Origin of the sequence: Gemmobacter aquarius, assembly GCF_003060865.1 — a bacterium.
Classification (GTDB): Bacteria; Pseudomonadota; Alphaproteobacteria; order Rhodobacterales; family Rhodobacteraceae; genus Paragemmobacter; species Paragemmobacter aquarius.
Genome location: NZ_CP028918.1, coordinates 1,108,218 through 1,134,662, shown reverse-complemented (window position 1 = coordinate 1,134,662; position 26,445 = coordinate 1,108,218). Strand labels below are relative to the sequence as shown.

The 26,445-nt window shown below is 65.9% G+C and carries 22 protein-coding genes; 12 read left to right on the top strand and 10 right to left on the bottom strand.

Annotation, left to right across the window (positions count from 1 at the left end):
• Window positions 1-27: 27 nt before the first annotated feature.
• Both crtB and HYN69_RS05485 read right to left on the bottom strand, forming a co-directional pair.
• Window positions 28-1,074, bottom strand: a complete 1,047-nt coding sequence (crtB, locus tag HYN69_RS05490; protein ID WP_108434865.1) for a 15-cis-phytoene synthase — start codon at window positions 1,072-1,074, stop codon at window positions 28-30.
• Complete coding sequence (locus tag HYN69_RS05485; RefSeq protein WP_108434864.1) at window positions 1,071-2,636, bottom strand: phytoene desaturase; 1,566 nt, start codon at window positions 2,634-2,636, stop codon at window positions 1,071-1,073. Before HYN69_RS05485 ends, crtB begins: the two co-directional genes overlap by 4 nt.
• 184 nt (window positions 2,637-2,820) lie before the next feature.
• On the opposite strand from HYN69_RS05485, the gene crtA reads away from it, so the two are divergent.
• From crtA to bchO, 5 genes are all read left to right on the top strand, one after another.
• The gene (gene crtA / locus HYN69_RS05480) at window positions 2,821-3,498 is read left to right on the top strand and encodes a spheroidene monooxygenase (protein ID WP_108434863.1); all 678 of its coding nucleotides are present in this window, start codon (window positions 2,821-2,823) and stop codon (window positions 3,496-3,498) included.
• Window positions 3,495-3,635, top strand: a complete 141-nt coding sequence (locus tag HYN69_RS21150; RefSeq protein ID WP_216824657.1) for a hypothetical protein — start codon at window positions 3,495-3,497, stop codon at window positions 3,633-3,635. The genes crtA and HYN69_RS21150 overlap by 4 nt, the downstream gene beginning before the upstream one ends.
• Window positions 3,632-4,636, top strand: coding sequence for a magnesium chelatase ATPase subunit I (bchI, locus tag HYN69_RS05475; protein ID WP_108434862.1), 1,005 nt, complete (start codon window positions 3,632-3,634; stop codon window positions 4,634-4,636). The genes HYN69_RS21150 and bchI overlap by 4 nt, the downstream gene beginning before the upstream one ends.
• A 65-nt stretch (window positions 4,637-4,701) precedes the next feature.
• Window positions 4,702-6,312 carry a magnesium chelatase subunit D gene (locus HYN69_RS05470; RefSeq protein WP_230426496.1) on the top strand — a complete coding sequence of 537 codons (1,611 nt, stop codon included), beginning with the start codon at window positions 4,702-4,704 and terminating at the stop codon, window positions 6,310-6,312.
• Window position 6,313: 1 nt separating this feature from the next.
• Window positions 6,314-7,192 carry an alpha/beta fold hydrolase BchO gene (bchO, locus tag HYN69_RS05465; RefSeq protein ID WP_108434860.1) on the top strand — a complete coding sequence of 293 codons (879 nt, stop codon included), beginning with the start codon at window positions 6,314-6,316 and terminating at the stop codon, window positions 7,190-7,192.
• A gap of 213 nt (window positions 7,193-7,405) precedes the next feature.
• Here bchO and idi read toward each other — a convergent pair whose 3' ends face one another.
• The 8 genes from idi to HYN69_RS05425 all read right to left on the bottom strand — a co-directional run bounded on the left by idi (window position 7,406) and on the right by HYN69_RS05425 (window position 16,057).
• The gene (idi, locus tag HYN69_RS05460) at window positions 7,406-7,927 is read right to left on the bottom strand and encodes an isopentenyl-diphosphate Delta-isomerase (protein ID WP_108437048.1); all 522 of its coding nucleotides are present in this window, start codon (window positions 7,925-7,927) and stop codon (window positions 7,406-7,408) included.
• A 26-nt stretch (window positions 7,928-7,953) separates the two neighbouring features.
• A complete protein-coding gene (locus HYN69_RS05455; protein ID WP_108434859.1) occupies window positions 7,954-9,135 on the bottom strand; it encodes a geranylgeranyl diphosphate reductase in 1,182 nt (393 codons plus the stop codon).
• 3 nt (window positions 9,136-9,138) lie between these two features.
• Complete coding sequence (locus HYN69_RS05450) at window positions 9,139-10,422, bottom strand: BCD family MFS transporter (protein WP_108434858.1); 1,284 nt, start codon at window positions 10,420-10,422, stop codon at window positions 9,139-9,141.
• Window positions 10,419-11,315: a chlorophyll synthase ChlG gene (gene chlG / locus HYN69_RS05445; protein WP_108434857.1), complete on the bottom strand. Its 897-nt coding sequence runs from the start codon at window positions 11,313-11,315 to the stop codon at window positions 10,419-10,421. Before chlG ends, HYN69_RS05450 begins: the two co-directional genes overlap by 4 nt.
• Window positions 11,316-11,480: 165 nt before the next feature.
• Window positions 11,481-12,041 carry a bacteriochlorophyll 4-vinyl reductase gene (gene bchJ, locus HYN69_RS05440; RefSeq protein ID WP_108434856.1) on the bottom strand — a complete coding sequence of 187 codons (561 nt, stop codon included), beginning with the start codon at window positions 12,039-12,041 and terminating at the stop codon, window positions 11,481-11,483.
• Complete coding sequence (bchE, locus tag HYN69_RS05435) at window positions 12,038-13,690, bottom strand: magnesium-protoporphyrin IX monomethyl ester anaerobic oxidative cyclase (protein WP_108434855.1); 1,653 nt, start codon at window positions 13,688-13,690, stop codon at window positions 12,038-12,040. Before bchE ends, bchJ begins: the two co-directional genes overlap by 4 nt.
• Window positions 13,691-13,777: 87 nt before the next feature.
• Window positions 13,778-15,193, bottom strand: a complete 1,416-nt coding sequence (gene ppsR, locus HYN69_RS05430) for a transcriptional regulator PpsR (protein WP_108434854.1) — start codon at window positions 15,191-15,193, stop codon at window positions 13,778-13,780.
• A 60-nt stretch (window positions 15,194-15,253) separates the two neighbouring features.
• Window positions 15,254-16,057: a cobalamin B12-binding domain-containing protein gene (locus tag HYN69_RS05425; RefSeq protein ID WP_230426495.1), complete on the bottom strand. Its 804-nt coding sequence runs from the start codon at window positions 16,055-16,057 to the stop codon at window positions 15,254-15,256.
• Window positions 16,058-16,370: 313 nt separating this feature from the next.
• Here HYN69_RS05425 and bchF point away from each other — a divergent pair, with 313 nt between their 5' ends.
• The 7 genes from bchF (at window position 16,371) to HYN69_RS05390 (ending at window position 26,438) form a co-directional block, all read left to right on the top strand.
• A complete protein-coding gene (gene bchF, locus HYN69_RS05420) occupies window positions 16,371-16,883 on the top strand; it encodes a 2-vinyl bacteriochlorophyllide hydratase (protein ID WP_230426494.1) in 513 nt (170 codons plus the stop codon).
• Complete coding sequence (locus HYN69_RS05415) at window positions 16,880-18,172, top strand: ferredoxin:protochlorophyllide reductase (ATP-dependent) subunit N (protein WP_108434851.1); 1,293 nt, start codon at window positions 16,880-16,882, stop codon at window positions 18,170-18,172. The genes bchF and HYN69_RS05415 overlap by 4 nt, the downstream gene beginning before the upstream one ends.
• The gene (gene bchB / locus HYN69_RS05410; protein ID WP_108434850.1) at window positions 18,169-19,746 is read left to right on the top strand and encodes a ferredoxin:protochlorophyllide reductase (ATP-dependent) subunit B; all 1,578 of its coding nucleotides are present in this window, start codon (window positions 18,169-18,171) and stop codon (window positions 19,744-19,746) included. Before HYN69_RS05415 ends, bchB begins: the two co-directional genes overlap by 4 nt.
• Window positions 19,736-23,323 carry a magnesium chelatase subunit H gene (locus HYN69_RS05405; RefSeq protein WP_407925248.1) on the top strand — a complete coding sequence of 1,196 codons (3,588 nt, stop codon included), beginning with the start codon at window positions 19,736-19,738 and terminating at the stop codon, window positions 23,321-23,323. Before bchB ends, HYN69_RS05405 begins: the two co-directional genes overlap by 11 nt.
• A gap of 106 nt (window positions 23,324-23,429) precedes the next feature.
• Window positions 23,430-24,332, top strand: a complete 903-nt coding sequence (bchL, locus tag HYN69_RS05400; RefSeq protein ID WP_108434849.1) for a ferredoxin:protochlorophyllide reductase (ATP-dependent) iron-sulfur ATP-binding protein — start codon at window positions 23,430-23,432, stop codon at window positions 24,330-24,332.
• Between the two features lies 1 nt (window position 24,333).
• Complete coding sequence (gene bchM / locus HYN69_RS05395) at window positions 24,334-25,002, top strand: magnesium protoporphyrin IX methyltransferase (protein WP_108434848.1); 669 nt, start codon at window positions 24,334-24,336, stop codon at window positions 25,000-25,002.
• Window positions 24,999-26,438, top strand: coding sequence for a PucC family protein (locus tag HYN69_RS05390; RefSeq protein ID WP_407925254.1), 1,440 nt, complete (start codon window positions 24,999-25,001; stop codon window positions 26,436-26,438). The genes bchM and HYN69_RS05390 overlap by 4 nt, the downstream gene beginning before the upstream one ends.
• Window positions 26,439-26,445 lie beyond the last annotated feature (7 nt).

Sequence of the window (26,445 nt, the reverse complement as noted above, 5' to 3'; positions counted from 1 at the left end):
AAGCGCGCAATTTGCCGCCCGCAAGGGTCAGGCCAGCCCGCGATCCCGCGCCTCAAGCTGCGCCAGAACCGACAAAAGCGCCTCGGACCGCCCCTTTCGGGCCGCGCCCCGCGCCGCCTGAACCAGAAATTCCACCTCGGTCGCAGGGCCCGCATGCAGCACCGATGGCACCGGCCCGACCGACATGGTCCCCGCCCGCAGCACCGACAGCGCCAGCCAGCCCAGCTTGGCCCCCCGCCCCGTGCGCGCCCGCTGCGTGACCGAATCGTAGCCCGCCGCCCTGACCCGCCCACCAATGCCCGCATAGACATGCCGCGCCGCCAGAATCGCCGGACGGCAGGCCAGCGGCAGCTTCGGCACCCCCGCTTCGGACCGCCGATACAGCCGGTCGGCATGGTCCAGCAACCGCCGCGTCACCCGCCTGACCCCGTCACAAGGCGCGGGCGCAGCAAGAAACGCCGCCACATCCACACCCTCCTCGGCCAGCCAGTCCAAGGGCAGGTAAATCCGCCCCGCGAGCGCATCCTCGCCCACATCGCGGGCGATGTTGGTCAGTTGCATCGCCAGCCCCAGATCGCAGGCCCGCGCCAGCGCATCGGCCTCGCGCACGCGCATCAGCACGCACATCATGGCACCGACTGCCGCAGCGACCCGCGCGGAATAATCCAAGACCCCCGACAGCGTGTCGTAACGCCGCCCGACAGCATCCCATGCAAAGCCTTCAAGCAAGGCCTCGGGCAGCGCGCGCGGCATCTCGAAGGTCTCGACCACCCGCGCAAAGGCACGGTCGGCCGCCGCATCGCGTGGCCGTCCGCGATAGACAAGGTCCAGCCGGTCGCGCAACTGCAAGACCGCCCCCACCTTGTCGTCGCCTTCGTCTACCGCATCGTCTGCCAAGCGGCAAAAGGCATAAAGCGCCAGCGACGGATCGCGCACCTTGGCGGGCAACAGCCTTGATGCCGCATGAAACGACAAAGACCCCGTCCTGATCGCCTCGCGACAAGCCGCCATGTCCTGCACGGCCAAGGCATCGCCCCGCAGATCGGGCGTGAAATGATCCATCGAGATCGTCATTCCGCAGCCATCGGCAGATCGGGCAAAGGTTCTGCCCGGCGCAGCGGCGCATCCTGCACCAGCGTGCCCAGCACCTCGGCCGTGCCCACCACGCCCGGCAATCCAGCGCCCGGATGGGTGCCAGCCCCGCAAAGATAAAGCCCCGGCAATTCCTCGCTCACATTATGCGGCCGGAAATAGGCCGATTGGAGGATACGCGGCTCGATCGAAAAGCCCGATCCGTTGGGCGAGAGATAGCGGTCGCGGAACGTCTCGGGCGTGAAGACCAGCGATTCGGTGATGTGGTCGCGAAAGCCGGGGATCAGCCGCTCGTCCAGCATCCGCGCCATTTTTTCGCGGTAACGCGGCTCTTCCTCGGCCCAGTCCACCCCGCCAAAGCCCAGATGCGGCACGGGCGACAGCGCATAGAACGTATCCCCGCCCTCTGGCGCCACCGAAGGGTCGGTGACGCTGGGGCGGTGGACATAAAGGCTCATGTCGTCGGCCAGTTTGCCGCGGATGAAGATGTCCTTGATATGGTCGCGGTAGCGCGGCCCCACCACGATGGAATGGTGCCCCACGTCGCGCCACATGTCTTTTGTGCCCTGCGTGCCGAAATACCAGACGTAAAGCCCCATCGACCAGCGCTGCCGCTTCACCTTGGCATCGGTCCAGCGCTTCCTCGGCATGTTCCGCAAAAGCCGCGTATAGGTATGGCCCGCATCGGCATTGCTGACCACGACCGCCGCCCGCAGCACCTCGCCCGATGCCAGCCGCACGCCGGACGCACGGCCCCCCTCGGTCAATATCTCGTCCACCTCGACGCCTTGCAGCACCTCGCCGCCCTGCGCCTCGACCACCCGCGCCATGGCGGCGGCAATCGCCTGCACGCCACCCATGGCGTAATGCACGCCGAAAGCCTTTTCGAGATGGCTGACAAGGATATACATCGAGGTCACGTTGAACGGATCGCCGCCGATGAACAGCGGATGGAACGACAGCGCAAAGCGCAACCGCTCGTCCTTCACACGCCCCGCCGCATGGGCATAGACCGACCGGTCCGCCCGCATCTTCACGAATGTCGGCAAGACCTTGATCAGATCGACAAGGCGGTGCATCGACCGGCGGCCAAGGTCCTCGAAGCCGAACCAGTACCGCGCCTCGCTGTCCTTCAGGAACTTGTCATATCCCGCCACGTCACGTGGCGAAATCCGTGCAACCTCGGCCCGCATCGCGGCATCATCCTGCCGCGCGGTGAAGGTCTCGCCATCGGGAAAGCGGATCTCGTAGAACGGCTCCATCGGTTTCAGGTTCACGTCGCGGTCGAAATCCCGCCCGCAGGTCGCCCAAAGCTCGCGCAAGCCCTGCGGCACCGTCACGATGGTCGGGCCAAGGTCGAAGCGGTGCCCGCCTTGCGTGATTGACGACCCGCGCCCGCCCGGCAGGTCAAGCCGGTCGATCACCGTCACCCGCCACCCCTTGGCCCCGAGCCGCATGGCCGAGGCAAGGCCGCCAAGTCCTGCGCCGATCACGATGGCATGGTTTGCGTCTGTCTCGGGCGGGGTGGGGCGAGCATGGGTCATGCCCCGATGATAGACTGTCTAGTTTGATTGACAATAGCGACGTTAACGGCGGCAAATCACCGGATTTTCCTTTCCTCGCCTGCAAGGAAATGTCAGACTAGGTTTACATATTGCCACCCAGCCGCGCAAAAAGGGGCATATCATCCCGACCGTCTGCCTTAGCCTTTTCCGCTTCGACGGCCTGATGCCCCGCCTGTGGGTCATCGGACAGATGGCTTTGGCGCGTCTGGCGCTGCGCCGCGAATCACGCGCCCTGTTCTGGAAACTCTGCGGCTCGGGCACCGGCGAAGGCTTTACCCCGCGTCCGAACTGGGGCGTCTGGGCCATCCTGTCGGTCTGGCCGGACGAGGCGACCGCCCGCGACCGCACCACGAACGGCCCCGTCTGGCAGGCATGGCGCGGCAAGGCCCGCGAAAGCTGGACCGTGTTCCTCGACCCTGTCTCGGCACGCGGCGCATGGGCGGGGGTCAACCCCTTCCTTCCCGACACGCCCGTAACGGCCCCGACCGGCCCCCTCGCCGCCCTGACCCGCGCTACGGTCAAACCGGCACGCGCCCTGCGCTTCTGGAACCGTGTCCCCTCGATTTCGGCCACCATCGGCAGCGACCCCAACGTCACCTTCAAGATCGGCATCGGGGAGTTGCCGCTTTTGCATCAGGTCACCTTCTCGATCTGGCCCGATGCCGCGAGCATGGCCAATTTCGCCCGTGGCGACGGCCCGCATGGCCGCGCCATCGCCGCCGTGCGCGAAGGCCAGTGGTTCCGCGAAGAGCTTTACGCCCGCTTCCGCCTGCTCGGCGCCACCGGAACCTGGAACGGCCAGGACCCGCTCGCCCCGCTGATGCAGGAGCGCGCCGCATGACGCACGATTTTTCTGCGAAAAATCACGTCAACGATCCTTCTGCGAAGGATCATCAAACGCCCCATCCCGAATTTTCGCAGAAAATTCGCCCCACAGGATTTTCGCAGATAATCCTGCCAGCCGGACGGTCGACATGAAACAACCCTTCCCCTTTTCCGCCATCGTCGGCCAAGAGGCCATGAAACAGGCGATGATCCTGACCGCGGTCGATCCCGCCATCGGCGGCGTCCTTGTCTTTGGCGACCGCGGCACCGGCAAATCCACCGCCGTGCGCGCCCTCGCGGCCCTGCTGCCCGAAATCGAGGCCGTCGAAGGCTGCCCCGTCAATTCGGCCCGCCCCGCCGATGTGCCCGACTGGGCGCAGGGCACGACCGACCGCATCATTCGCAAACCAACCCCCGTCGTCGACCTGCCGCTCGGCGTAACCGAAGACCGCGTCGTGGGTGCGCTCGACATCGAACGCGCCCTGACCCGCGGCGAGAAAGCCTTCGAGCCGGGCCTGCTTGCCCGCGCCAACCGCGGCTATCTCTACATAGACGAGGTGAACCTGCTCGAAGACCACATCGTCGACCTGCTGCTCGACGTGGCCCAATCGGGCGAGAACGTGGTGGAACGCGAGGGGCTTTCCATCCGCCACCCCGCCCGCTTCGTGCTCGTCGGGTCCGGCAACCCCGAGGAAGGCGAGCTGCGCCCGCAACTTCTCGACCGTTTCGGCCTGTCGGTTGAAGTCACCAGCCCGCGCGACATCGAAACGCGGGTCGAGGTGATCCGCCGCCGCGACGCCTATGAGACGAATTACGGCGCCTTCATCGAGACTTGGCGCCCGCAAGACATGGCCTTGCGCGACCGCATCCTTGCCGCCCGCGCCGCCTTGCCCGCGCTGCACACCCCCAACACGGTGCTGCACGATTGCGCGGCCCTGTGTATCGCCATCGGGTCCGACGGCTTGCGCGGTGAACTTACCCTTCTGCGCGCCGCCCGCGCCATCGCCGCCTTCGAGGGCGACGAGTCCGTGGGCCGCATCCACCTGAAATCCGTGGCCCCCATGGCGCTGTCGCACCGCCTGCGCCGCGACCCCCTGGACGAGGCAGGATCGACCGCCCGCGTCATCCGCGCCGTGACCGAGGTGCTGCCCTGACCGAAGTACCCGCCCCTACACGCTCACAGACCGCGCTGGCGCTGCTGGCCGTCGACCCCGCAGGTTTGCGCGGTCTCTGGCTCCGCGCCCGCTCCGGCCCCCTGCGCGACCGTGTGACTGCGGCGCTGACCGCCCTGCCCCTCCCGCTTGTCCGCCTGCACCCGACCATCGCCGACGACGCACTTTATGGCGGCCTCGACCTTGCGGCGACCTTGGCCACGGGCCGTCAAATCCTGACAAGCGGGCTGCTTTCCCGCCCCTCCGCGCTGATCCTGACCATGGCCGAGCGCTGCCCCGCAGGCCTGTCGGCACGCCTTGCGGCTGCGCTCGATACCCCCGGCCATGCGCTGATCGCCGTCGACGAAGGGGCCGAACCCGACGAAGCCCTGCCTCCCGCGCTTACCGACCGCCTCGGTCTCTTCCTCGACCTTTCTGACGACCTGTGGTCCGACAGCCCCGACCCGACACCCGACCCCGCACGGCTGGCAGCCGCCCGTGCCGCCTTGCCGGCACTCATCGTGCCGCCCGCAGCGCTCGAACAACTCACCCGCGCCGCCGCCGAACTCGGCATCGCCTCGCTTCGCGCGCCGCTCCTCGCCGCCAAAGCCGCCCGCGCCCATGCGGCATGGCAAGGCCACAGCGAAGTGACAGATGCAGACCTGATCGCCGCCGCCGAACTCGTCTACGCCCACCGCGCGGCACCCATGCCCGACCGACAGCCGCAAGACGCGACGCCGCCGCCCCCCACCCCTGACCAACCCGACAGCGCACAGGGCGAAACGCAGCCCGACACCGCCACCCTGCCCACCGAGATGATGGTCGAAGCCGCGCTCGCCGCCCTACCGCAAGACCTGCTCGAAGCCCTCGCTGCAGGCCGCGCCGCCCGCAGCGCCAAATCGGCCACAGGCTCCGGTGCCGCCCACAGCGGCAACCGCCGCGGTCGCCCGCTTCCCTCGCGCCCCGGCCGCCTGGCCCAGGGTGCCCGCATCGACCTTGTTGCAACGCTGCGCGCCGCGGCCCCGTGGCAACCGCTCCGCCGCCGCCAGACCGATCGGCCCGATGCCACGCTTCTCGTCCGCGCGTCCGACCTGCGCGTCAAACGCTTCCGCGAAACCTCGGACCGCGTATTGATCTTCGCGGTCGACGCCTCGGGTTCCGCCGCCTTCGCCCGTCTGGCCGAAGCCAAAGGTGCCATCGAGCTCCTCCTCGCCGCCGCCTATGCCCGCCGCGACCATGTGGCCCTGCTGGCCTTTCGCGGCGCGCAAGCGGAACTGATCCTGCCGCCCACCCGTTCGCTGGTCCAAACCAAGCGCCGCCTTGCAGGCGTTCCCGGCGGCGGCGGCACACCACTCGCCTCGGCCCTGCAACTGGCGCTGGCAACGGCCGCACAGGCCAAGGCGCGAGGGCTGACACCGACCATCGCCATCCTGACCGACGGTCGCGGCAATATCGCGCTCGACGGCACCGCCGACCGCGCCAAGGCGGAAGACGAGGCCAGCCGCCTTGCCCGCCAGATCCGTGCAACAGGTACGCCTGCGCTGGTGATCGACGTGGCAAACCGCCCGCAACCTGGCCTGCGCCTGCTCGCGCAAACCATGGACGCGCCCTACCTCGCGCTGCCCCGCGCCGATGCCCGGCGGCTCAGCGCGGCCCTCGGCGCGGCGCTGGACGGCTAGGATGGACCTGTCTCGGATGCCCCCCGACTGGCCCCGACGGGACAGCATCCGCCGCGTGCAAAGCCGCCCGCATGACTGGTGCGTCATCGACACAGGCCCCAAGGACCGCCCGACGCTGCTGATGCTGCACGGCGCGGGCGGATCGGGCCACAGCTTTCGCGCGCTCATCCCGCTGCTCGCCCCGCATTACCACCTGATCGTGCCCGACCTGCCCGGTCAGGGCTTCACCCGCCCCGGCAGCCGCAGCCGCTACGGGCTGGATGCGATGGCCGAAGACATCGCAACGCTATGCGCGACGATGGGTCTGACCCCGACATTTATTCTCGGCCATTCGGCGGGTGCCGCAATCGCGCTACGCATGGCGCAAAGCGCGGCCGTCAGGGCCGTCATCGGCATAAACGCGGCGCTTGGCAGCTTCGAAGGCGCGGCAGGCGTCATGTTCCCGCTGCTCGCCCGCGCCCTTGCCGCAGCCCCCTTCGTGCCGCATCTGGTGTCGAAACTCTGGGGCAACCCGCAAAGCGTCGGACGCCTGCTCGCTTCGACCGGCTCTCCGCTCGACGCCACAGGCCAGCGCCAATACCTCGCCCTCGTCCGCGACTCCGCGCATGTCGAAGGCACGCTCGGCATGATGGCGCAATGGCGGCTCGACGGGTTGATGGCAGCCCTGCCACGGCTGCAAACGCCGACCCTCCTCATCGCATCGACCGGCGACAAGGCAGTGCCCGCGCGCGTCTCGGCCGAAGCCGCACGACAAATGCCGAACGCCCTGTACTCGGAAATTCCGGGCTACGGACACCTGCTGCACGAAGAAGCCGCCGAAACAGTCGCCGAAACCGCATTGCCCTGGCTTGGCCAGCAAGAAAAATTATTCTGCGAATAATTTCAGGGGGCTTTCCGCCCCCTCGGCCTGCGGCCTCACCCCCGAGGATATTTGCACCAAGAAGAAGGTGGAAAGAACGTCAAGTCCTTCTCTTCGGTCCAAATATCCGCGGGGGAGGCGCGCATCTTGCGCGACGGGGGCGGCAGCCCCCACGCCCGAGCGCGGCACGCGCGAGAGATGGCTTGCGCGGCCCCTTTGCCGCGCTCCGTTTGGTCAGGGGGCGGAACGGTCGCCGAAGATGCGCGACATGTGTTCGGTCATGTAGATCCGCAGCCACGGGGTGAAGCGCGCGGGTGTGCGCTGCACTTCGGCCGACAAATGGTCCAGTTCGACCCATTCGGTCGCCATCACCTCGTCGGTGTCAGGCGCAAGCCGCAGGCCTGGGCCGGCCTTGGCGGTGAAGACATCGACCAATTCGTGCTCGACCAGCCCGTTGCCCACATCGGCGCGATATTCCAGACGGTCGGCAAAGACCGGCACCAGCCCGGTGATCCCCAACTCCTCGCGCAGCCGCCGCACCGCGCAATCGAGTGCTGCCTCGTCCCAGCGCGGATGGGTGCAGCAGGTGTTGGCCCACAGCCCCGGCGTGTGGTATTTGCCCAGCGCCCGTTGCTGCAACAGCACGCGGCCCCCGTCCATCACGAAGACCGACACCGCCTTGTGCCGCAGCCCGCGCTTGTGCACGTCAAGCTTGCCCACCGGCACCAGCTTGCCCTCGACCCATGCCGGAATCATCTCTTCGGTCAATACGTCCACGTCGTTCAAACCCAGCTTGGAGAAACCAGCCGCAACAGATGCGCCATGTTCTTCACCCCGATCTTCAGATGCGCCAAGGGGCGCGCCGATACCAGTTTCTTGTTCATATAGGCCTCGAAGGTCAGCTTTTGAACATCGACATCGTGGCACAGGCTGACGAACCGCTCGCGCCGCTCGTCCGACTTGTAATAGGCGTCCTGCATCGACCGCAGCACGCGGAACACCGTGCCATGTTCCTTCATGAACATCTTGCGCGCCAGTTTCAGATCGCGCACCCGACCCGAGGCCAGCATGGCCTGCGCCGCAGTCGCGGCCACACGGCCCCCGACCATGGCGTAATAGATCCCCTCGCCCGACGAAGGCGCCACCACCCCCGCCGCATCGCCCGCCAGCACCACGTCGCGCCCGTTGTCCCAACGGTCAAGCGGCTTCAGCGGAATCGGCGCGCCCTCTTTGCGAATCGTCTCGCAGCCTGCAAGCCCCGCGCTTTCGCGCAAGGCGGCAGTCGCCTGTTTCAGATCGACCCCGTCCACTTCCGTGCCCATGCCCACGCTGGCATTATCGCCATGCGGAAAGATCCAGCCGTAGAAATCGGGGCTGATCCGCCCGTCATAGATCACGTCACAGCGTTTCGGATCGTAATTGGCCGATGCGGGTGGTGCCTTGATGATCTCGTGATAGGCGATGACATAGGGAATACGGTCACCCCCCGGCACCTCGGCCCGCGCCACGGCTGACCGTGCGCCATCGGCCCCGATCACCAGCCGCGTCGCGCTGCGGCGCTCCTCGCCCGATGCCTTGTCGCGCCAGACGACTTGGGTGCCATCCTTGTCGCGCTCGATTCGCAGGAAGGTGCCGGTCAGCCGCTCGGCCCCCGCCTCGTCGGCGCGCTTGCGAAGATATTCGTCGAAATGCTCGCGGTCGACCATGCCGACATAGCCGTTCTCGATCGGAATATCGACCTGCCGCCCCGTGGGCGAGATCATCCGCGCCGTGGTAATCTTTGCCACCAGCATCCCGCCGTCGATCTGGAAATCGCGGATCGCGCGCGGCGGGATCGCGCCGCCGCAGGGCTTGATCCGCCCCGCACGGTCGAGCATCGCCACACGCCGCCCCGCCCGCGCAAGGTCTTCTGCCGCAATCGCCCCCGAAGGACCGCCGCCGACCACGAATACGTCATATCCCATCGGTCATTCTCCCGGAACGAGTTGCGCGTCGGGGGCAGGCACCTGCCGCCCCTCGATGATCTTTGCGGCCATAAGCGCCGCCAGTACGAACAATCCGGCCTCGGCCAGAAACACCATGCCAAAGGCCTGCGGTGCCGGAACCACCAGCCGCAGCGCATCGACCGAAGCCGCACCCAGCAAGCCGCCGAAACCGGCAGCCAGCGCCTGCGCGGCCCCCCAAAGCCCCATCCGCGTGCCTTCCCGCGCATCGCGCCCGCGTCCTGCCAGCGCCATCATCGACCCGATGGCCGCCACCGCGAACATGCCGTTGAACAGCCCCAGCGCCACGACCGCGGGAACAAGCCCCGTTCCGCCCTGCCCCAAGGCGGCTATCGCCACCAACGAGGCCGCCGACCCGAGGCAACCGCCCATCACCCACATCCGCAGCGACCCGATCCGCAGCCCCGTGGCGGCAATGCCGACCAGAGCCATCCCCACGAAAACCCCGCCGTTCTGCGCGCCCGAAAGCTGCGTGCTTTCACCGGGGCTCATGGCAAAGACCAGCCCCGCGTAGGGTTCGAGGATCAGTTCCTGCAGGAAATAAGCGGTCATCGACAGAAAGATGAACAGCGTGAAGGCCCGCGCCTGCGGCTCGGCCCAGACCTCGGCCATGCCTTGGCGAAACGGAGTGGCCTCCGCCTCGCGCTCGGCGATGACCCTGCGTTCGATACCCCAAACCGCAAGCGTGGTCAGAACCACCGCCCCCGCCGTGACGCAGCCGACGATCTCTAGCAAAAGCGCGGGCGTATAGGGGTCAAGCAAGGCACCCACCGTGCCCGCCGTCACCGCGATCCCCAAAATCATCATCAACCATGTGATCGTCGCCGCCGCCGCCCGCCGGCGCGGTGCGGTCGCTGTGGCCAGCAGCGCCAGAAGCGAGGTGCCCGAAGCCCCCACCCCGACCCCGATCAGCGCATAAGCAAGGATCGACAGCGCCAGACCCGCAAACGGCGCAAAGCCCATCACCACGACACCCGCCGCCGCAAGGAAACCGCCAGCCGCCAAGGCCGCCATGCCACCGATGATAAAGGCCGTGCGGTTGCCCCGCGTGTCGGAGCGGTATCCCCAGTTCGGCCGCGTGATCTGGATGCCGTAATGCAACGCCACCAGAAGACCGGGCAGCACGGCGGGCAGCGACAGTTCCACCACCATCAGCCGGTTCAGCGTCGAGGTGGTCAGCACAACCACCGCGCCAAGGCACATCTGCACCAGACCCAACCGGAAGATCTGCACCCATGACAGCTTCATGCCAGCCCCCGCAGCGCAAAGGCCGAAATCATCATGCCGGTGACGTAAAGCACCACGCCCGTGCCGTTATACCACGGCGCCTTGCCCTTGGGGTCGCGGAACAAGACCCGCATCGCGGCAAATTGCGCCACGATCAGCAGCGTCACCGCCAGCCCCTGCCACGGCTTGCCCCAGACCAGCAGCAGCGCCACCACCAGAACCTGCGCCATCGCCATGACCGTGCAGGCGATCCTTGCGGCAACCTCTGGCCCCAGCACCACGGGAAGCGACCGCACGCCATGCTGGCGGTCGCCCTCCAAAGCCTTGAAATCGTTCAGCGTCATGATGCCATGCGCGCCAAGCGCATACAAAAGCGCGACCATCACCACCTCGAAACGCGGTGCAGCGCCCAGCAACACGGCGGCGCCGGTGAACCACGGCAACCCCTCGTAGGACAGACCCACCAGCCCCGGCCCCCACCAGCCCGACCGCTTCAGCCGCACCGGTTCGGCGCTATAGGCCCAAGCCGCGATCACTCCCGCCACGGTGGCGTAAAACCCCCAAGGCCCCAGCAACCAGCCAACCGCAAGGCTAAGCCCCGTCATCGCCAGCGCGATCCACAAGCCCCAGCGCCCCGGAATCCGGCCCGAAGGAATGGGTCGATCCGGCTCGTTCACCGCATCGACATGCCGGTCGCACCAGTCGTTGGCCGCCTGAGACATGCCGCAGACGATGGGGCCGGACAGGATCATGCCCAAAAGCACCAGCCCCCACTGCCCGCCAAGCGGAACACCCGCCGAGACCGAGCCGCACAGATAGGCCCAGACCGGCGGAAACCATGTGATCGGCTTGATCAGCCGCAGCATGGCGCGCGGTTCGGGGTAACGTCTGGGGGAAAGGGCGCTTGCAATCATCTGTCAATTAAACAGGACAACGCCACGTCAGGCAAGCAGGATGTGTAAGGCTAGGTTTACAATTTCGTGCAGAACCACCCTTTGCCAAACAAGGGGGGCTGTCTGCCCCCCACGCCGCGTGCCGCGGCTCCCCCCGAGGATATTTTTCCAGCGTGAAAGGGGCAGTCAGTCCGGATGGAGTTCGAACCGGCAGAGATCGCCCCCCTGCCCCGCGCAACGGGTTTCGACCACTCGCACCCTGCGCCAGACCAGCCGTTCGAACAGCCGCCGGAACACGGCGGCATGCCAGACACAGGCCGCGCCATCCTGCGCGAGGGGGTTGTCGTGCAATTCAAAGACCAAGGGCGAAAGACCCGCCACACGGAACCTGCCCGAACCGGCAAAGGTCCAGGCGTGCCGCTCGATCGCCCGCGCCAGCACCCGCGCGCCGATGCGGGCAGGCAAAAGCCTGATCAGCCCCCGCGCCACGGCGGGGATGCGGTGGCGCAGGATGTAACTTGCCGTCGCCTCGCCCGCCGCAGCAAGCAGCGTGTCTGCCCGCTCGGGCAAGGCTGCCCGCAGCGCAAGATGGGCGGCAATCGCCTCGGCCTGCGGGATCATCCCGCTGTCGGGTGGCGGCAGGCGCAGCCCGGCAAAGACACGGTCCCGCGCCTGACGACCCAGATCGCGGTCGAGCACACCGACCAGTTGCAGCACCGCATTCGGCCCGATCCGCGCCTGCATCATTCGGCCATCTGGTCCTTGCCACCGCCGCAGGCCATGGCATCTGCGGGCAGGGCAAAGCCCTTTCTTTCGTCGGCGCGCTCGGCCATCTGCACCTTCACCGCATGGCGCCGTTCCGCAGCCCGCGCCGCACGGTCGGCACTCGCCTCCCAATCGGCCATCTGCGCCTCGGCAATCTGGCGCGTCCCGTCGAAGTGGAAATCGACCTTATCCTTGGTCTGCGGACCCCAATAGCCCGCCTTGCCAAGATCATAGAAGGTGCGCCCCACCCCCGCCTTCAGAAACGCTTTCAAACACCCGAGCAGATAGCGCCGCCGGAACCCCGTGCCGCGCCACGGGTAATGGAACAGCGCCTTTTTCATGTAGAAACGGCGGTAATTCTTCATCACCCCGTCGAGCAATTCCCCCCGCGTCAAGGCCGCAGGCTTCATGATCGGCGTGACGAAATTGTATTTGGAAAAGTCGAACACCTCGACCTGATCGCGGATTTCCTGAAACAGCGGCGTGAACGGCCAAGGCGTATACATCGCCCAATTCGCCAGATCGGGCTGCCAGTCCCATGCCATCCGGTAGGTTTCCTCGAGCGTCTCGGCGGTCTCGTTGTCCAGCCCCACGATGAACTGGGCTTCGGTGAAAATATCCGCTTCACGCAGCAGCCGGATCGCTTCCTTGTTCTGCGCGACCGTGGTTTCCTTGTTGAACATGTCCAGCTTCATCTGGGCCGCCGCCTCGGTGCCAAGCGACACATGAACCAGCCCCGCCTTGCGGTAGAACCCCAGCAGGTCGCGGTCGCGCCAGATATCGGTCACCCGCGTGTTGATCCCCCATTTGATCCGGTCGTTCAGACCGCGCTCGATCAACTCCTGACAGAATTCCACGAATTTCTTCTTGTTGATCGTCGGCTCCTCGTCGGCAAGAATGAAGAACCCGACCCCGTGGTCGTTCACCAACCGCTCGATTTCATCGACCACCTTCCTCGGATCGCGCACACGGTAATCGCGCCAGAACTTCCATTGCGAACAGAACGAACAGGTAAAGGGACAGCCCCGCGCCATGTTGGGGATCGCCACCTTCACGCCCAATGGCACGTAGATGTATTTCGCCCAGTCGAGAATCGACCAATCGGGGTTGATCCCGTCCAGATCCTTGACCGTGGGTGCTGCCTGCGTCGCCACGATCTCGCCCGCGTCGAGGAAAGCCAAGCCCTTGATCTTGCGCCGGTCCGCAGGCCAGCGGCCCTGATCGACGGCCTGCATCAGCGCGACCATGATCTCTTCGCCCTCGCCGCGCACGATCACGTCGACCTGCGGCGCTTCGGTCAGCACCTGCCGGAACATGAAGGTCGCATGGATGCCCCCCAGCACCCGCAGCGCATTCGGCACCACCTCGGCTGCGATCTGCAACACCGCCTCGGCCTCGTAGATCGCGGGGGTGATCGCAGTCGTGCCCACCACATCGGGCTGCAACTCGGCCAGACGCTTTCGCAAATCCTCCGGCCCGATGTGATAGGTCATCGCGTCGATGAAATGGATATCCTGAAAGCCCGCCGCCCGCAGCGACCCTGTCAGATAGGCAACCCAGGCCGGAGGCCAGTTGCCCGCAATCTCGGCCCCGCCGGAATGGTAATTGGGGTGAACGAAAACGATCCGCATCCTGCGCGCCCTCCATGTGTCAACCCAGATTGACAGTTTGGGGCGCACAGACCTTGACCCAAGTCAAAGTCGCGCAAGTTTTAGGGGTTACTCGTCGCCCTTGTTGATCAGCCCGTATTTCCGCAGCTTCACGTAAAGAGACTGCCGCGACAGCGACAACATCTCGGCCGCCGCGACACGGTTGTTGCGCGTCAGTTCCAGCGCCGTCTCGATGCACATCTTTTCGATCACATCCGTCGTCTCGGCCACGATATCCTTCAGCGTCGACGACCCGACCAACTCCATCACGTTACGCACGCCATCGTCATGCTGGCCCAGGGGCGGGCGGCGCATCGTATCGGCACGGCTGGAATCGCGCACCACCAGAACCAGCACGGGGTTCGGGCGGTCGTTCAGCCAAGTCGCGGAAATCTCGACCGCGATCTGGCCCATGAAATCGGTGGTCAGCCGCGTGGCATAGATCCGCAACTGGCCAGTGCGCTTGACGTTGTCGATCAGCACCCGCAGATCGACCGCCCCGCGCGCAAGGAAATCGGCCATCGACCGCCCCTTGATCGCGGCCATGTTCGCCGTGTCGGTCAGGTTCAGGAAGGCCTCGTTCGCGGCGCGGATATTGCCCTCGGCGTCGCAGAACACGATCCCGTCGACACCTTCGTGATAAAGCCGCGAAAGGTTGGCCGCCAATTCATCCGTCGCCGTGCCGCCCGCCTGCGCGGTATCAAGCTGGCACAGCAAGATCCGCTCGCCGGCCGCACGAAACACAGTGGGTGTGACGAAAACCCGCTTCTGCGAGCGACGCGCGGTCAATTCGATCGGTGCGTTGCGCTCGGCAACGGCAAGGTTCGACATGCTTTCCAGAAACTCGCCGCGCCTGCGCCCCTCGAATTCCTGCGCGACGGCCGCACCCACCAGATCGGCCCGCACGCCACCCAGCAAAAGCGCTGCGGCAGGGTTCAGATCGGTGATCCGCCCCGTGCCCATCGACACCATCACCACCGGATCGCGCGACACTTCCATCAGCACGCGGTACCGCGTGTCCAGCTCGCGCTGATTCTCGTAATCGCGCTCGAGCGCAAGTTGCGCCTGCACAAGCTGCTGCTGCACCTCGGCCACGGGGCGCAGGTCGCGGCCCATCATCAACAGGGAAGCGTCGTTGCCGATGCGATGGATCGAATAGCGCACCGGAAACTCCCAATGCGCCTGATCGGCATGGTTCAGCTCGATCGCCAGCCCCGGCATCCGCTTGGCATGCGGATCGGCCAGACGCGCCTCGAACTTGCGGTTGCTCTCGTCGGTCAGCACATCGCGCAGATTGCCGCCTTCCCAATCGGTCAACTGGCCAAAGCTGCGATGATGCGGGTTGACCATCACCGAGATGATCCGACGCGACGGCGAAACCAGAAGCGCGATATCCGACGCAGTCGCCAGAATCTCGCTCAAGAGATCGGGCGCGATCAGCGGAAGCTTTCCGCCATGCAAAAGATGTCTGCCGTCAGTTGTCACGTCGTTCCCAGCTTCCTTGGGCCCGCCCCGCAGCAGCGGAACGGCACCTCTTGTTCCGTCTCAGACCCGTTCTCTTTCAGCGGAGTGCTCCAGCAATCCCAACCCCTTCAACGCCGCTTCGATATCGTTGGTCACGACATCCGCGCCCGTGTTCGACGCGCAGTATTCCCCGGTTGCAAGCACCGCCCCGCCCAACGCAATCTTCAACCTGCCCTTGGTCGCATCCTTCAGCGTTTTGACAAGTCTTGCCGAAGTTTCAAGCTTTTCGTGGCAGGCAACCGAGATCAGCGCAGCATCGAAACTACGGTCGCGCACAAAGGTTGCAAGCACAGGGGGCGGATCGCCGATCCGAAGCGAAACCGAAACGCCACTGCGCCGCAGCCTTGCCGCCAGAACCATCGCACCCAGCGTGTGATGCTCGCCCTCGGGGATGATCACCAGCAGCGTCGGCCCCACCGCAGCCCCTGCGGAATCGGCGTACCAGTCCTGCCCGATCTCGCGCAGCATCGCCTGCAAGCGCGCCGTGCCCATGGTGACATCGGCAAAGGTCACGCAATCCTCGGCCCAGCCCTTGCCCAACCTGCGGGCAACTTCGGGAATGTAATGGTCGGCCAGCACCGCAGCCGACACGCGCGCCCGCTTGAAATCGGCCCGCAGCGCGCCGAAAGCCTCCGGATCGCCGGTCGAGACCGCCCGCATCAACCGCAGCACGAGCGTCTCGTTCAGCACCGAACCGGCGACCGCTTCGCTCTTGACCAAACGTGCGAGGACTTCGGCGGCGAAATGTGCCACCCCGTCCGTGCCTCCGGTCCGCGTAACGTCGCCCATAACGCCCTCCATCCGGCGCGCGGTCGTCCCTTGCATCTGATGCTGCATGACCGGCTCCCGGATCTGTTCGGATCGCACACGGGAAAACCCCGCGCACGCAAGACCTAAAGATCCTTCGCACCAATCTCTGCCCCGGCGACAGGAATGTCAAAGCAAATTGACACTGCCATTCGCCACAAACAGCATGGCGCACCACAAATACCCGCTTTTGTTGGAATTTATCCTGCGTTTCTTGACAAATCAGCCCCGGGCCCCCGGCATCTCTTTACGCAATGTCGTGCAAAAATATGTAAGTTTCAGTTGACACTCTGCCCCCTGTCGCTACCTTGGACCCACAAGAAGCTGAAATATGAGGCGTCGCAAGATGCACCCCGATGCCCACCCCGCACCGCGCAAGCGGCTCTACACCGAAGAGCAGCGCGCCCGCCGTGACGCAACGCGGTGGACCCTCGTTCAGGGGCTTCTGGCACCGGCCCAGTTCCTCGCCTTCGCCGTCTCGCTCGTCCTGGTGCTGCGCTTCCTTGCGACGGGTGACGGCTACGCTGCGGCGACCATCTCGGTGCTGGTGAAAACCGGTTTTCTCTACGTCATCATGGTGACCGGCGCGATCTGGGAAAAGGTGGTCTTCGGCCAGTATCTTTTTGCCCCCGCCTTCTTCTGGGAAGACGTGTTCAGCTTTGCCGTCATCGGCTTGCATACCCTTTATATCATTGCGCTTTTCACCGGCGCGCTGACCGAACCGCAGCTTATGGCCCTGGCCCTTCTGGCCTATGCCACCTACGCGGTGAACGCTGCCCAATTCATCTGGAAACTCCGCCTCGCCCGCCTCGACGGCGCCCTGACACAAGGCGCCACGGCATGAGCCTCGACCTTCCCGCCACCCTCGCCAAATCGACCGGCTGCCGCGACACTCCGGTGTTGAAAGAGCGCGGCCAGCGCGAGGTGTTCTGCGGCCTCACCGGCATCATCTGGCTGCACCGCAAGATGCAGGACGCTTTCTTCCTCGTGGTCGGATCGCGCACTTGCGCCCACCTTCTGCAAGCCGCCGCCGGTGTGATGATCTTTGCAGAACCCCGCTTCGGCACGGCGATTCTCGAAGAGAAAGACCTTGCCGGTCTTGCAGACGCAAATGCAGAACTCGACCGCGAAGTGCAGCGCCTGCTGTCGCGCCGTCCCGACATCAAACAGCTCTTCCTCGTCGGCTCCTGCCCGTCCGAGGTCATCAAGCTTGACCTCGCTCGCGCCGCCGAACGGCTTTCGGGCCTGCACAGCCCGCATGTGCGGGTTTACAACTACTCGGGCAGCGGCATCGAGACGACCTTTACCCAAGGCGAGGATGCCTGCCTTGCCGCGATGGTCCCAACGCTTGCCAGCACCACCGCCCGCGAACTCCTCGTCGTCGGCGCGTTGCCCGACGTCGTCGAAGACCAGTGCCTCGCGCTGCTGTCGGCCATGGGCATCGGCCCCGTCCGCATGCTGCCCGCCCGCCGCTCGGGCGATCTGCCCGCCGTGGGCGCGAACACCGTCTTCGCGCTTGTCCAACCCTTCCTGAACGACACCCACGCCGCGCTCACCCGCCGTGGCGCAACCCATATCGCGGCCCCGTTCCCGTTCGGGGAAGCAGGCACGACCGCTTGGCTGCGCGCTGTCGCCACCGAATTCGGCGTCGATGACGCCACCTTCGACCGCGTCACCGCCGCCCCCCGCGCCCGCGCGCTCAAGGCCATCGCCACGCAATCCGCCGAACTCGTCGGCAAGTCGGTGTTCTTCTTCCCCGACAGCCAGCTTGAAATCCCCCTCGCCCGCTTCCTCACCCGCGAATGCGGCATGACGGCGATCGAGATCGGCACCCCCTACCTGCATGACGCCATCCACGGGCCCGACCTCGATCTGATCGCCAAAGGCCCGACGATTTCCGAAGGGCAGGATGTCGAAAAGCAACTCGACCGCCAGCACGCCGCGAACCCCGACCTGACGGTCTGCGGCCTCGGCCTCGCCAATCCCTTGGAAGCCAAGGGCCACACGACGAAATGGGCCATCGAACTGGTGTTCACCCCCGTCCATTTCTACGAACAGGCAGGCGACCTTGCGGGTCTCTTCTCGCGCCCCCTGCGCCGCAAGGCACTGCTGCAAGCGGGGGCCAACGCATGAAACTTACCCTCTGGACCTACGAAGGCCCGCCCCATGTCGGTGCCATGCGTGTCGCCACCGGCATGAAGGGCCTGCATTACGTGCTGCACGCCCCGCAGGGCGACACCTACGCAGACCTGCTGTTCACCATGATCGAACGGCGCAACCACCGCCCGCCGGTCACCTACACGACATTTCAGGCCCGCGATCTGGGCGGCGACACCGCCAACCTGTTCAAAGATGCGGCCCGCGACGCCTATGCCCGCTTCCAGCCCGAAGCGATGATCGTCGGCGCTTCGTGCACCGCCGAATTGATCCAGGACGATCCGGGTGGCCTGACCGAAGCCCTCGGCCTGCCGATCCCGGTGATCCCGCTCGACCTGCCCTCCTACCAGCGCAAGGAAAACTTCGGCGCGGACGAGACCTTTCACCAGATCGTGCGGCATTTGGCCAAACCGATGCCGCGTACGGCAAACATAACCTGCAACATCCTCGGCGCGACCGCCCTTGGCTTCCGCCACCGCGACGATGTGGCCGAGGTGACGAAACTGCTGTCCCTCATGGGCATCACGGTCAACGTGGCGGCCCCGCTCGACGCCCGCCCGTCGGATATCGCCCGCATGGGTCAGGCGCATTTCAACGTGCTGCTCTACCCCGAAACCGGCGAAGGCGCCGCGCGCCAGCTCGAACGGACCTGCAACCAGCCGTGGACCAAGACCGTCCCCCTCGGCGTCGGCGCCACACGCGACTTCCTGCATGAAGTGGCGGCCCTCACCGGCCTGTCGCCGACCGTCGACGAAAGCGCGCTGCGCCTGCCGTGGTGGTCTGCATCGGTCGACTCGACCTACCTCACCGGCAAGCGCGTCTTCATCTTCGGCGACGCCACCCACGCCATCGCCGCCGCCCGCATCGCCGCGACCGAGATCGGCTTTCAGGTCGTGGGCATGGGCTGCTTCAACCGCGAATTCGCACGGCCCATGCGCGCCGCCGCCAAAGCCCATGGCATCGAGGCGCTGATCACCGACGATTATCTGGAAGTCGAAGCCGAAATCGAACGCCTGCAACCCGAGTTGATCCTCGGCACGCAGATGGAGCGTCACATCGGCAAGCGCCTGGGTATTCCCTGCGCCGTCATCTCGTCACCCGTCCACGTGCAGGACTTCCCCGCCCGCTACTCGCCCCAGATGGGGTTCGAAGGCGCGAATGTCATCTTTGACACATGGATCCACCCGCTTGTGATGGGTCTGGAAGAACACCTGCTGACCATGTTCCGCGAGGATTTCGAATTCCACGATGCCGCAGGGCCAAGCCATCACGGCGCCAAGGCCGTGGCGCGGGTGGAACCCGAAGACGCGGGGGGTTTCACACCCCCCGCACCCCCCGTGGGATATTTAGAGACAGAAAATGCGAAAAGCGGGGCGGCACCTGCCGCAGAGCCGTTCTGGGCCGATGCCGCCGAGCGCGAGTTGAAGAAGATTCCCTTCTTCGTGCGCGGCAAGGCCAAGCGCAACACCGAGAAATACGCCGCCGACCGTGGCGTGACCGAAATCAACGTCGAAACCCTCTATGAGGCAAAGGCACATTATGCGCGATGACCAGATGACACGCGCGACCCTGACCCCGCCCGACAAGGGCGCGGGAGTTTACCGCTTTGTCATCGTCACGCTCGATGCCCATGCCGCAGGCCCTGCCGCGCGCATCGCTCCCCGCCTTGCCCGCGACTTTCCGGGGATCGAGGTTTCGGTCCACGCCGCCGCCGAATGGGCCGAAAACCCAGCAGCCCTTGCCGCTGCCCGCGCAGCCGTGGAAACCGCCGATTTCGTCGTGGCGAACCTTCTGTTCATCGAGGAACACATCCGCGCCATCCTGCCCCAATTGCAGGCCGCGAGCCTGCGCGCCGATGCCTTCGTTGGCCTGATTGCCGACCCCGCCATCGTCAAGCTGACACGGATGGGCGATCTGGATATGTCCAAGCCCGCCTCGGCCGCGATGCAATTCCTGAAGAAACTGCGCGGGTCGGGCGCGCCTTCGGGCAAGTCGGGCGAAAAGCAGATGAAGATGCTGCGCCGCCTGCCCAAAATCCTGCGCTTCCTGCCGGGCAAGGCGCAGGACCTGCGCGCGTGGTTCTTGTCGATGCAATACTGGCTCGGCGGGTCCGACGACAATATCGAGCAGATGATCCGCTTCCTCGTCTCGCGCTACACCACAAACCGCGACTGGCAGGGCGTGGCGTCAAAACCGCCAGTCGATTACCCCGACGTTGGCCTTTACCACCCCGATCTTGCCGCCCGCATCACCACCGACCCCGCCGCAATCCCGCGCCCCGCAGGGGCCACCGCGACCGTGGGCCTGTTGATGCTGCGCTCTTACATCCTCGCCAGTGACACCGCCCATTACGACGCCGCGATCCGCGCCTTTGAGGCGAAAGGCATCGCCGTCCTGCCCGCCTTTGCCGGTGGCCTTGACGGTCGGCCCGCGATGGACGCCTATTTCGCAGGCCGCGTCGATGCCTTGGTCTCCTTGACCGGTTTCAGCCTTGTCGGCGGCCCCGCCTATAACGACAGCCCCGCTGCCGTGACGGCGCTTAGCGCACTTGACGTGCCCTACATCGCAGCCCACCCGCTGGAATTCCAGACGCTGGGCCAATGGGGCGCATCGAACGGTGGCCTTGGCCCGGTCGAGACCACCATGCTGATCGCGCTGCCAGAAATCGACGGCGCGACCAACCCCACGGTCTTTGCCGGACGCCACGATCTGAACGGGTGCGACGGCTGCGCGCACCACTGCCGCGCGCCCGCCGAATCAGTCACCAACCGCGCCATGTCGCCCTGCCCCGAACGGATCGAGGCGCTGGCCGACAAGGTCGCCCGCCTTGCAACGCTGCGCCGTTCCGCCACCTTCAAGCGCAAGGTCGCCGTGGTGCTTTACGGCTTCCCGCCCAACGCGGGCGCTGCCGGAACCGCCGCCTACCTCGGCGTTTTCGAATCGCTCCTGAACACGCTGCACGCCATGCAGGCCGAAGGCTACGACTTGACACCCCCCGCCACCGTCGAAGACCTGCGCGAGGCGGTTCTTGGCGGCAATGCCAAGCGTTACGGCCAACCCGCCAACGTGCACACCATCGTGCCCGCCGCCGAAATGGTCGCCCGCAGCCCGTGGCTGAAGGATGTCGAAGCCGTCTGGGGCCCCGCCCCCGGCCGCATCCAGACCGACGGGCGCGGCGTCATGGTGCTGGGCGCGCAGTTCGGCAATGTCTTCGTCGGCCTCCAGCCCGTCTTCGGCTACGAGGGCGACCCGATGCGCCTGCTGTTCGAACACGGCTTTGCCCCCACCCATGCCTTCACCACCTTTTACCGCTGGATGCGTGAAGACTTCGGCGCCCATGCCCTGCTGCATTTCGGCATGCACGGCGCCTTGGAATTCATGCCCGGCAAACAGGCCGGCGTCGGCGGCGGCTGCTGGCCCGACCGGCTGATCGGCAACCTGCCCAACATCTACCTTTACGCGTCGAACAACCCGTCCGAGGCAACGCTGGCCAAGCGCCGCTCGAACGCAATCACCATCACCCATATGACGCCCCCCTTGGCGCAATCGGGCCTGTACAAGGGCCTGCTGGATCTCAAGGACTCGCTCACCCGCTGGCGCGGACTGGATACCGACGCGCCGGAACGCGACGAATTGCTCGCCCTGCTGCGTGAACAGGCGGCACTCGTCGATCTGGATGCGACCGACCCCGACACGCTTTGGCTGAAACTTCTCGACACCGAGAACGCGCTGATCACCGACGGCCTGCACGTCCTTGGCCGCCCGATGACGCCCGAGATGCGCCAGAACATGACCGACCTGATCGGCCTGACCGGAGCGGATGCCGCGACGCTGAACGCAGCACTGGCGCAAGACACCGAAATTCCCGCGCTGCTGCGTGCGCTGGGCGGCCATTTCATCGCCCCCGTTCCCGGCGGCGATCTGCTGCGAAGCCGCGACATCCTGCCCACCGGGCGCAATATCCACGCCTTCGACCCCTTCCGCATGCCCACCGCCTTTGCCCTGCGCGATGGCGCGGCGCAGGCCGAACGCCTGCTTGCCGCCCATGCCCGCCTGCCGCGTTCGGTGGCACTCGTGCTTTGGGGGTCGGACAATATCAAATCCGACGGCTCGCCGCTGTCGCAGGCGCTGGCGCTGATGGGGGCCAAGCCCCGCTTCGACCATTACGGCCGCCTGTGCGGGGCCGACCTGATCCCGCTTGCCGAACTCGGCCGCCCGCGCATCGATGTGGTGATGACGCTGTCGGGCATCTTCCGCGACCTGCTGCCGCTGCAAACCCGGATGCTCGCCGAAGCCGCATACAAGGCCGCAACCGCCGACGAGCCGCTGTCGCAGAACTTTATCCGCGAGCACGCCCTGCGGCAGGCCGCCGAACTGGGCGTGGATATGGAAACCGCATCCTTGCGCGTGTTCTCCAACGCCGAAGGGGCTTACGGCTCGAACGTCAATATCCTTGTCGGATCGTCCGCCTTTGGCGCCGAGGATGAACTGGCCGACGCCTACGAATCCCGCAAATCCTTTGCCTATGGCATGGGCGGCAAGCCGGTCAAACATGCGGGCCTGCTGCAGCAGGTGCTCAAAGACGTCGACCTTGCCTATCAGAACCTCGAATCCGTCGAACTCGGCGTCACCTCGGTCGACCAATACTTCGACACGCTCGGCGGCATCGCCCGCGCGGTGAAACGCGCCCGTGGCGGCGAGGAAACCCCCGTCTACATCGGCGACCAGACGCGCGGTGCGGGCACCGTCCGCACGCTCAAAGACCAGATCGCGCTGGAAACCCGCTCGCGCAGCCTGAACCCGAAATTCTACGAGGGCCTGTTGCGCCACGGGGCTGAAGGCGTGCGCCAGATCGAGGCGCATGTGACCAACACGCTTGGCTGGTCGGCCACCACCGCGCAGGTCGACCCTTGGGTCTATCAGCGCCTGTCGGAAACCTTTGTGCTGGACGAGGCGATGCGCCGCCGTCTGGCAGGTTTGAACCCCGAAGCCTCCAGCCGCATGGCCCAACGCCTGCTGGAAGCCAGCGACCGCAACTACTGGCAACCCGATGCCGACACGCTTTCCGCCCTGCAACATGCGGCGGACGAGCTTGAGGATCGCTTGGAAGGGATCGCGGCAGAATGACCGGAACGCTTCCCAGACTGAACCCGACCAGCGGGGGCCAGCCCCCGCACCCCCGGGATATTTATGGACAGAAAATGAAGGGCGCGCCCGCCCCGAAGGAGACGACATGAGCCCGAAAGACGAAATCCCCGATCTGCGGGGTCTGGACGGCGAAGGGTCGGTTCAGGTCCATCAGGACAATGACACCAAGATCGAAGGGGCCAAGGTCTTTTCGGTCTATGGCAAGGGCGGGATCGGCAAATCGACGACCAGCTCGAACCTGTCCGCCGCCTTTTCCATGATGGGCAAGCGCGTGTTGCAGATCGGCTGCGATCCGAAACATGACAGCACCTTTACCCTGACCGGCCGCTTGCAGCCCACGGTCATCGACATCCTGAAAGAGGTCGATTTCCACGCCGAGGAACTGCGCCCCGAGGATTACGTGGCCACCGGCTTCAACGGCGTGAAATGCGTCGAGGCGGGCGGTCCGCCCGCAGGCACCGGCTGCGGCGGCTATGTCGTGGGCCAGACGGTGAAACTGCTCAAGCAGCATCATCTGCTGGAAGACACCGACGTGGTGATCTTCGACGTGCTGGGTGACGTGGTGTGCGGCGGCTTTGCAGCCCCCCTGCAACACGCCGACCGCGCCGTGATCGTCACCGCGAACGACTTCGACAGCATCTACGCGATGAACCGCATCATCGCCGCCGTCCAAGCCAAATCGGGCAATTACAAGGTCCGTCTGGCGGGCTGCGTGGCCAACCGGAGCCGCGAAACCGACGAGGTTGACCGCTACTGCGCCCGCGTCGGCTTCAACCGCCTGGCCCATATGCCCGACATCGACGCCATCCGCCGCTCGCGCCTGAAGAAGAAGACGCTGTTCGAGATGGACGACAGCGAAGACATCGTGATGGCCCGCGCCGAATACATGCGCCTTGCCGAAACGCTGTGGCGATCGGTGCAAGGCACGGGGTCAACGCCCGAACCGCTGCCCGACCGCGAAATCTTCGAACTGCTGGGATTCGATTGATATGGCCGATTACACCGCCACCCGCCAAAGGGTCGAACGCTACTTCGACCACAGCGCGACATCGGTCTGGGACCGCCTGACCAGCGACGCGCCGGTCAGCCGCATCCGCCAGACCGTGCGCGAAGGCCGCGACCTTATGCGGGCGACCATGCTTGGCCGCCTGCCCGCCGACCTGCGCGGTTGCCGCGTGCTCGACGCGGGCTGCGGCACGGGATCGATGACCGAAGAACTGGCCCGTCGCGGAGCCGACGTGCTGGCCGTCGACATCTCGCCGCAATTGATCGGCATCGCCAAGGCCCGCCTGCCCAAGGCGCTGGCCTCGCGCGTCACCTTTGCTGCCGGAGACATGACCGACGCCGCCCATGGCAGGTTCGACTTCGTGCTCGCCATGGACAGCCTGATCTACTACGCCGCCCCCGATATCGGCGGCATCCTGAACCGGCTTGGCCAGCGCACGCGCGGCGGCATCATCTTTACCGTGGCCCCGAAGACGCCGTTCCTCATGGCCTTCTTCACGCTGGGCAAGCTGTTCCCCCGCGCCGACCGCTCGCCCACCATGATCCCGCACGCCGCCGAAACCATCGCCGCCCATGCCAAAGGGCAGCTCAAGCGCATCGACCGCGTAACTCGCGGTTTCTACATCTCGGAATGTCTGGAGTACCGGCCGTGATCATCCGCAAGAAGCATCTGCAAATGCTGGGGGCCAACTGGCTGCCCTTTGCCGATGTGGCGTCAAAAGACCTGTCGCTCATGCAGCTTTTGCGCATGTCGCTGTTTCAGGTCTCGGTCGGCATGGCCTCGGTCCTGCTTCTGGGCACGCTGAACCGCGTGATGATCGTCGAACTTTCCGTGCCCGCCATGGTCGTCGCCGCCATGATCGCCATTCCCGTCCTCGTCGCGCCCTTCCGCGCGCTTCTGGGCCACCGCTCCGATACCCACCGCTCGGCCCTTGGCTGGAAGCGCGTGCCTTACCTCTGGTTCGGCAGCCTGTGGCAGATGGGCGGCCTTGCCGTCATGCCCTTCGCGCTGATCGTGCTGTCGGGCGATCGCACCTATGACGTGCCCTTCGCGGGCGAAGTGCTTGCAGCCCTCGCCTTCCTGATGACCGGCATCGGCATGCATATGACGCAGACCGCAGGCCTCGCGCTGGCATCCGACCGCGCCAGCGACGAGACGCGGCCCCGCGTGGTGGCGCTGCTCTACGTCATGAACCTGCTTGGCATGGGTGTCTCGGCCATCATCGTCGGCTGGCTGCTCACCGATTTCAGCCCCCTCACCCTCGTGCGCGTCGTGCAGGGCTGCGGCCTTGCCACGCTGGTCCTCAACCTGATCGCGCTGTGGAAGCAGGAACGCTTCCGCCCGATGACCGCCGAGGAACGCGCCGCCCCGCGCACCAGTTTCTCCTCGTCATGGGCCGACCTGATGGCCAGCGGCACCGCAGGTCGCCTGCTCGTCGTCGTCGTCATCGGCACGCTCGGCTTCAACATGCAAGATGTGCTTCTCGAACCCTATGGCGGCGAGATTCTTGGCCTCTCCGTCTCGCAGACCACCCTGCTCACCGCGATGTCGGCTGCCGGAGCCTTGATCGGCTTCCTGCTCGCCGCCCGCTGGCTGTCGAAAGGCATCGACCCCTTCCGCATGGCCGCACGCGGTCTGCTGGCAGGCATCGTGGCCTTCGTCGCCGTCATCTTCGCAGGCCCCTTGCATTCCACCGCGCTATTCTTCGCCGGTGCCGGAATGATCGGCTTCGGCTCGGGCCTTTTCGCCATATCGACCCTGACCGTCGCCATGCAGCTTTCTGTCGGCGGCCTCGCCGGTGCAGGCATCGCCCTTGGCGCATGGGGGGCCGCGCAAGCCACCGCCCAAGGCGCCTCGATCTTCCTCGGCGGCTCGTTGCGTGACCTTGTCGGTCACCTCGCCACCAACGGCTGGCTGGGCGCTGGCCTGACCGACGCCAGCCTCGGCTACTCTTTCGTCTACCACCTTGAAATCGGGCTGCTCTTTGCGACCCTTGCCGTGCTCGGCCCCTTGGTCCGCGTCCGGCCCCTGTCTGAAACCAAGCCTTCCGGCGATGCGCGTCTTGCCATCGTCGAATTCCCCACCTGACCCTCGG

Coding starts and splice junctions, on each gene's coding strand:
- crtB (WP_108434865.1), bottom strand. CDS start 1,074: ATGACGATCTCGATGGATCATTTCACGCCCGATCTGCGGGGCGATGCC.
- HYN69_RS05485 (WP_108434864.1), bottom strand. CDS start 2,636: ATGACCCATGCTCGCCCCACCCCGCCCGAGACAGACGCAAACCATGCC.
- crtA (WP_108434863.1), top strand. CDS start 2,821: ATGCCCCGCCTGTGGGTCATCGGACAGATGGCTTTGGCGCGTCTGGCG.
- HYN69_RS21150 (WP_216824657.1), top strand. CDS start 3,495: ATGACGCACGATTTTTCTGCGAAAAATCACGTCAACGATCCTTCTGCG.
- bchI (WP_108434862.1), top strand. CDS start 3,632: ATGAAACAACCCTTCCCCTTTTCCGCCATCGTCGGCCAAGAGGCCATG.
- bchO (WP_108434860.1), top strand. CDS start 6,314: ATGGACCTGTCTCGGATGCCCCCCGACTGGCCCCGACGGGACAGCATC.
- idi (WP_108437048.1), bottom strand. CDS start 7,927: ATGATTCCGGCATGGGTCGAGGGCAAGCTGGTGCCGGTGGGCAAGCTT.
- HYN69_RS05455 (WP_108434859.1), bottom strand. CDS start 9,135: ATGGGATATGACGTATTCGTGGTCGGCGGCGGTCCTTCGGGGGCGATT.
- HYN69_RS05450 (WP_108434858.1), bottom strand. CDS start 10,422: ATGAAGCTGTCATGGGTGCAGATCTTCCGGTTGGGTCTGGTGCAGATG.
- chlG (WP_108434857.1), bottom strand. CDS start 11,315: ATGATTGCAAGCGCCCTTTCCCCCAGACGTTACCCCGAACCGCGCGCC.
- bchJ (WP_108434856.1), bottom strand. CDS start 12,041: ATGATGCAGGCGCGGATCGGGCCGAATGCGGTGCTGCAACTGGTCGGT.
- bchE (WP_108434855.1), bottom strand. CDS start 13,690: ATGCGGATCGTTTTCGTTCACCCCAATTACCATTCCGGCGGGGCCGAG.
- HYN69_RS05425 (WP_230426495.1), bottom strand. CDS start 16,057: ATGCAAGGGACGACCGCGCGCCGGATGGAGGGCGTTATGGGCGACGTT.
- bchF (WP_230426494.1), top strand. CDS start 16,371: ATGAGGCGTCGCAAGATGCACCCCGATGCCCACCCCGCACCGCGCAAG.
- HYN69_RS05415 (WP_108434851.1), top strand. CDS start 16,880: ATGAGCCTCGACCTTCCCGCCACCCTCGCCAAATCGACCGGCTGCCGC.
- bchB (WP_108434850.1), top strand. CDS start 18,169: ATGAAACTTACCCTCTGGACCTACGAAGGCCCGCCCCATGTCGGTGCC.
- HYN69_RS05405 (WP_407925248.1), top strand. CDS start 19,736: ATGCGCGATGACCAGATGACACGCGCGACCCTGACCCCGCCCGACAAG.
- bchL (WP_108434849.1), top strand. CDS start 23,430: ATGAGCCCGAAAGACGAAATCCCCGATCTGCGGGGTCTGGACGGCGAA.
- bchM (WP_108434848.1), top strand. CDS start 24,334: ATGGCCGATTACACCGCCACCCGCCAAAGGGTCGAACGCTACTTCGAC.